This window comes from Emticicia sp. W12TSBA100-4 (assembly GCF_040253585.1).
In the GTDB taxonomy this organism is placed as follows: Bacteria; Bacteroidota; Bacteroidia; order Cytophagales; family Spirosomataceae; genus Emticicia.
Genome location: NZ_JBELAU010000038.1, coordinates 1 through 5,507, shown reverse-complemented (window position 1 = coordinate 5,507; position 5,507 = coordinate 1). Strand labels below are relative to the sequence as shown.

General features: G+C 33.9%; 3 protein-coding genes. 1 reads left to right on the top strand and 2 read right to left on the bottom strand.

Annotated features, from left to right (window positions below; translation table 11 throughout):
• Window positions 1-1,794 precede the first annotated feature (1,794 nt).
• Window positions 1,795-3,423 (bottom strand): Tn3 family transposase, encoded by a 1,629-nt coding sequence (locus ABR854_RS25520; RefSeq protein WP_350268693.1) that lies wholly within the window; start codon window positions 3,421-3,423, stop codon window positions 1,795-1,797.
• A 3-nt stretch (window positions 3,424-3,426) separates the two neighbouring features.
• Window positions 3,427-4,764 carry a DUF4158 domain-containing protein gene (locus tag ABR854_RS25515; protein WP_350268692.1) on the bottom strand — a complete coding sequence of 446 codons (1,338 nt, stop codon included), beginning with the start codon at window positions 4,762-4,764 and terminating at the stop codon, window positions 3,427-3,429.
• A gap of 110 nt (window positions 4,765-4,874) precedes the next feature.
• Here ABR854_RS25515 and ABR854_RS25510 point away from each other — a divergent pair, with 110 nt between their 5' ends.
• The gene (locus ABR854_RS25510) at window positions 4,875-5,477 is read left to right on the top strand and encodes a recombinase family protein (RefSeq protein ID WP_350268690.1); all 603 of its coding nucleotides are present in this window, start codon (window positions 4,875-4,877) and stop codon (window positions 5,475-5,477) included.
• Window positions 5,478-5,507: the final 30 nt, after the last annotated feature.

Genomic DNA, 5,507 nt, shown 5'->3' with positions numbered 1-5,507 from the left:
ATTGGCCAGCCAATTCTTTCTCCTTTTCCTTACGGTTTTCTCTGAATTTGGCTTGACGGCAATTACTCGAACAAAATAATTGGTGTTAACTGGTAGGCAGAAACTCTGAACTGCACGTTGGGCAAGAACGAAATGAAAGATTTTTCATTTTTGTGTATTGTTTTGTGTGGAATGTATTCGCCACCGTGGAGAATATCATATACTAATATACATTTTTTTTACATGAAAAACAAGTATTTAGTAAGAAAAAAATATCGTCCAATTAGTGGAGTTGCATTACAGTTGCTGCGTAACGTTACATAACGCAGAAAAAACGAGTAAAAACTCAGAATCAAGCAAAAAACAGCCTATAGAAATATCTTTTTCAGTGATTATCTGTTACCTAACGTTAGGTAACGAGATACCTAAAAATAGTTACTAAAAACGATACCATAAGTATATTTTTGTTCTCTTTTCTTTAATTGTCAACTTATTTATATCGAAACCGAGTACCGTTGTTATAATCCTTATTCTACTGGAAGTGGGTTTTCTACGCTCGATTTTCGCTTGTTCATGTGAAAAGTTTTAATGTCTTAATCCTTATTCTACTGGAAGTTGTTTTTTTACGTTAGTGCTTCGTGAGTACAAGCAAGAAGATGCCAATGTCTTAATCCTTATTCTACTGGAAGTTGGTTTTCTACACTAACAAACTTCTCAAAATCAGCATCTGTACTAATAATAAATGTATTGAATTCATATCAAAATTTGGTGATATTATGATATTAACAAGAGTTGTACCAACAAAGTACTATATACATAAAAAACACACATAAGCCTAATAATCAATCACTTAACTGTATTAAATTTAAAAACACAAAACAATCAATATATCAATATTTGGTTAAGAATATCAATTTTTGACAATAGATAAACATTAATTTGTTAAGTTACCGATTAAATGTTGGGGAGCCCGGTTATCAGTCAGCAATTAAATTGCCAATTTCATTGAGGATACTTCAGTTTGTCACTCTCTACCAATTTCTACTTATCACTCCAATTCTCCACTCAAAGCGATAACCTAGATTACTTGATTCCGATCAGACATTTGTTTTGAATGGAATAATTTGATCACCATCGTGCTTGCACGATAGTTTTTGTGTACAAAAACTCCCCCTTGCTCCACTCACTACGCCGACAAAATTTGGAGTTACTGACTTTAATACTTCCTAAACCTCCTTAATATTTCTTAAACCTCTTTAATCCTTCTTAAACCTCTTTAATCCTTTTTAAACCTCTTTAATCCTTTTTAAACCTCTTTAATCCTTTTTAAACCTCTTTAATCCTTTTTAAACCTCTTTAATCCTTCTTAAACCTTTTTAATCCTTCTAAAAGCTCCTTATTACTCACTAATTATTTGGGCTATACAATTATTGAACTGATGTGGATTTAAATTTCATAAAAGTGAGAAAGAAATTCGTAACGAAATTAGAGTAAACGTAATTCAAATCCATACAATTCCCGCCTTAGATAATTTAAACAATGCTTCCGTACAAGAAATGACAGTGTCTTGGTTTCATTAAATTTAAAATTAATAGGATAAACCAATATTGAGTCTCTGAAAAACTTCAAGAGCTACTAAGATGATAGTAACCTTAGTAAAGTAGTGAAATAGTTTTTTCGAATGGTACTAAAGTTGAAAGACACCTAATTTCCAAAAGGACCAAAGAGGCCATACATACAAACTGAAGAAAGAGAATAGGATAAAATTTGGAACACGAGGTTCTTATAGTAATTGGACGAAAAATAGCGGTTTCATTATTTAATAATTCTCAAAGCTCTCAATCCATTTTCCTCTAATTTAATTTCATCATTGAAAAGATACTTCCCAAGTCGATTGATATGCTCAAACGGGGCGGGCGAAATATGGGTAAAATCGCCGTCATGTATGTAAAGACCTTCATTTTGTAGCTTTTTTAATATCTCTTGGAGATAAATTGTATTCCAAACCATCACAATATTACTTAATAAATTTAGCATTCGAGCAGTAATTTGTTGTTCGTATTCTTGTTTTTTTCGGATAATTCCATCGCCACCGAACCATAAATAAGCTCTAAGATTATGTAATTGTTCGCCTTTATTGAGTTGTGTATTGATTCGATGTCTGAGTGGTAATTGCAATAAGTATTTGAAAATGAACACGGTTTTGCATAGTTGACCGTATGATTGCAAGACATACATCAAGTTGTTTTGGCGTGGATATGCCTGTAATTTACTAATCAAAAGTGAAGCAGTAACTGTACCTGTTTGTAAAGATGCAGACACCCTTCTCAATTCATCGGCATTACTTTTGAGATATTCAACATTAACTGTACCTGTAAATTTTAGTTCTGGATACTGTATTTCAGTATCTTCATTGGTGGTTTTTATCCTACAAAGCCTCTGATTTTTAATTTCCCTCAATCTTGGGGCAAATGATTTACCTACCAAGTCAAATAAAGCAAAGATTAAATCAGAGTAGCCATGCGTATCAGTTGTGTGTTCTAAAATGGACAAATCAGTTTCATTATTGAGTATTTCATCTAAAACATAGGTGGCATCACGCTCAGTGGCACTGATAACTTTTGTACCATATTGGCTATATTGGTCGGAAGTGTGGGTGTAAAAGGTAACGCCCTTGCCATAACCAAAATACTTAGGAAGTGCTTGAGCATTTCTAATTTTTCCACTCGTGGGGAAGCGCTGTCCATCAGAAGACGAAAGCGTTCCCCCACCCCAATAAGAAGAAATCCATTGTTTATGATGGAAATTTATTAGCAAGTCATTGGCTTTTTTTGTGTTTTCATCGGAAAAATAATTAGTTGCTACCCACCAAAGTGAACGGTAGTCAAGTTCAGATGAGCGAGCCAAATCAGCAAATGATAGATTACAAGCGTTGGCTAAGAGTGCTGCATAAATGAGTGACTGGTTTTCAGTATTTTTTAAAGCCTGATTTTGATAGAATTCTTTTGAGTAATTTACCCAAATATCCACTTCACGAATCATTTCCACAAGTCCAACTTGAGGTAATCGTTTGTTGATTTGGTCTTGTAATAAAATGGTAGAATCTGCTACTTTCTCAGCTTCAAGGGGCGGTACAATCAGAATATCGTCTTCTAAGCGAATTTCAGAACCATCAATCAAAATTTGGGAAAGTGGTTTGAGCAAAGTTTTAAATTCATCTATCTTTTGGTCAATTTTTTTGCCAATATCTAATCCATCCAAAGATAGACAGATTTGTTCTGATTCAAGTTTCCACCGTTCTTTTGGAATCAAAAAGCTATTAAAATCAGCATATTTTCGAGATAATTCCATGAAAACATCGCCTGAAAGAAGCCTATCTCGTAGTACCGACAAGACACAAAGCTCGTAGGCTTGCTGTTGAATTTCATTACCATCAAATACCATTTTTTACCATGTTTGGCTCACAAAGTTTGTTGGTGCTGATGAAGGAATTTTTCTTTTGCTACCACACTGGATTTCTTTTACAAGACTCAAACCTTTGTCGAAATTATCCTTTGTAAAAGCTATTTTGAAATCAATCGTTTTAAGAAACTTAGGAGTAAACTGTTTGAAACGGCTATACAATTTCACTAAAAAATGTAAGTAGGATTGTTTCAGAGGTTTATTGATTTTTAATACTATCTCAATGGCTTCTTTGATTTGTTCTTTGGTAAGGTTCTCAAACATTTGCTTCCTAAATTCTTCCTGCTCAAGGCGTTCATCAATAAGAGTTTCTGAGGCTTTGGTAAGGGTACTAACAGCCTGATTTTGCGTTTTGATGATACTCATTTGGTAGAGTTCGTATGCTTTTCTTGCATCATTCATCGCTTGCATCCAAAAGTCATTGTACATCATAATTACCATGTCGGTGGTATCCAGTAGCGTTTCTCTTAAAAAACAAACCAATGCTGAATAACGTTTTTGAGATGGCATTCTCTGTAAATATTGATTAGTGTTATTGCGAACCATGTTGGCTAAACGTTTCTGGCGATTGTTGGGAATCATAGACAAATCCCATGTATGAACCAACATTTCTTTCAAAAAAGCAACTTTTTCAAGCGTTTGGTTAATACTTTTGGAAGTATTTGAAATAGGAACACTACTTAACCAACGATGTTTGGTTTGTTTCAATGCTGAATCAAATAGTAGTAATTCATCTAATGATTTTTGAAAATCGGATTGCCAAAAGTGAGCAAGGCGTTGATAGGTTGTTTGATGTAATTGTTCATCAATCCCACCAACAATTCTTTCTAATGTACCAATACTTGGTCGCAATATTTTATCTTGATATAACTTTTCACAGAATTTCTCCAAAAGCCATCTTTGGTTATCATGCTCCATATCTTGCTGAATTAACCATTGCTCATAAGTTGGCTCATCAATCGGTTGCCATTTCTTAAATTTGAGATATTTTAAAATTTGCTGTAAATGAAAAGAACGGGTCATTGTACGATTACCATATTCATTGATTTGACCCAATTTTGCCCCCAAATTAAATTGAGAAACAACAAAGTCAAATAAATTATTGGGGATTTGTTGTTTCCATTCATCACTGAGAAAGCCAAAATACCGAATCAAACAAAGTTGTATAGAAATAGCCACTTGGTTTATTGAACCATGAAATTGACCAATGAATTGTTTGTCTGAATCAAAAAGAAAGAAGCCTTGCTTCAAATCAATCTCAGAAGTAAGTGGAATTTGCTCAAATTGATTTCGCTCAGAATTTGTTAAAAAAGTAACTGGCATGGGTTATCAAAAAGGGTGTCTAAAATTTCACAAAAATCAACCTTGATAATCAGCAAGTTATGAAAAGTATTTCTATATTTGTAAAGGAACTCCTTTTTGATAATATAACAATGGCATATACCTCTCATCTAAGAGTCGCCCTCTATGCAAGAGTTTCAACGCTCGACAGAGGGCAAGACCCCGAAACTCAACTGATTCAGCTCAGAGAATACGCACAAAGACGTAATTTTGAAATTGTAGGGGAGTTTATTGATTTTGCTTCGGGAACAAGTGAAGAACGTAAGCATTACAAGCAAATGATGGAAGCTGCCAAGAAAAGAAAACTTGATGTAGTTTTGGTTTGGCGATATGACCGTTTTGCTCGTTCAACACAGGCATTAGCCAATGCGTTGAAAGAATTCAAAATTTTAGGAATTGATTTTATTTCTTACCAAGAAAACATTGATACCACTACCCCAACAGGTGAATTGATATTTCATGTAATGGCTTCTTTGGCTCAATTTGAAAGTTCGCTCATTAGTGAGCGTGTGAAGGCAGGAATGCAAAGAGCAAAAGCTCAAGGAAAAAATATTTCAAGACCAAAGCTGGCAAAAAATAAATTGAATCAGATAATGGAATTGAAACAACAAGGGCTTTCGATGAATCAGATTAGCATTCAATCAGGTGTGGCTTATGGTACAGTTTATAATTATTTAGCAAAAAACAAATCCTAATCTCAAACCGCTATTTTTCGTCCAATTACT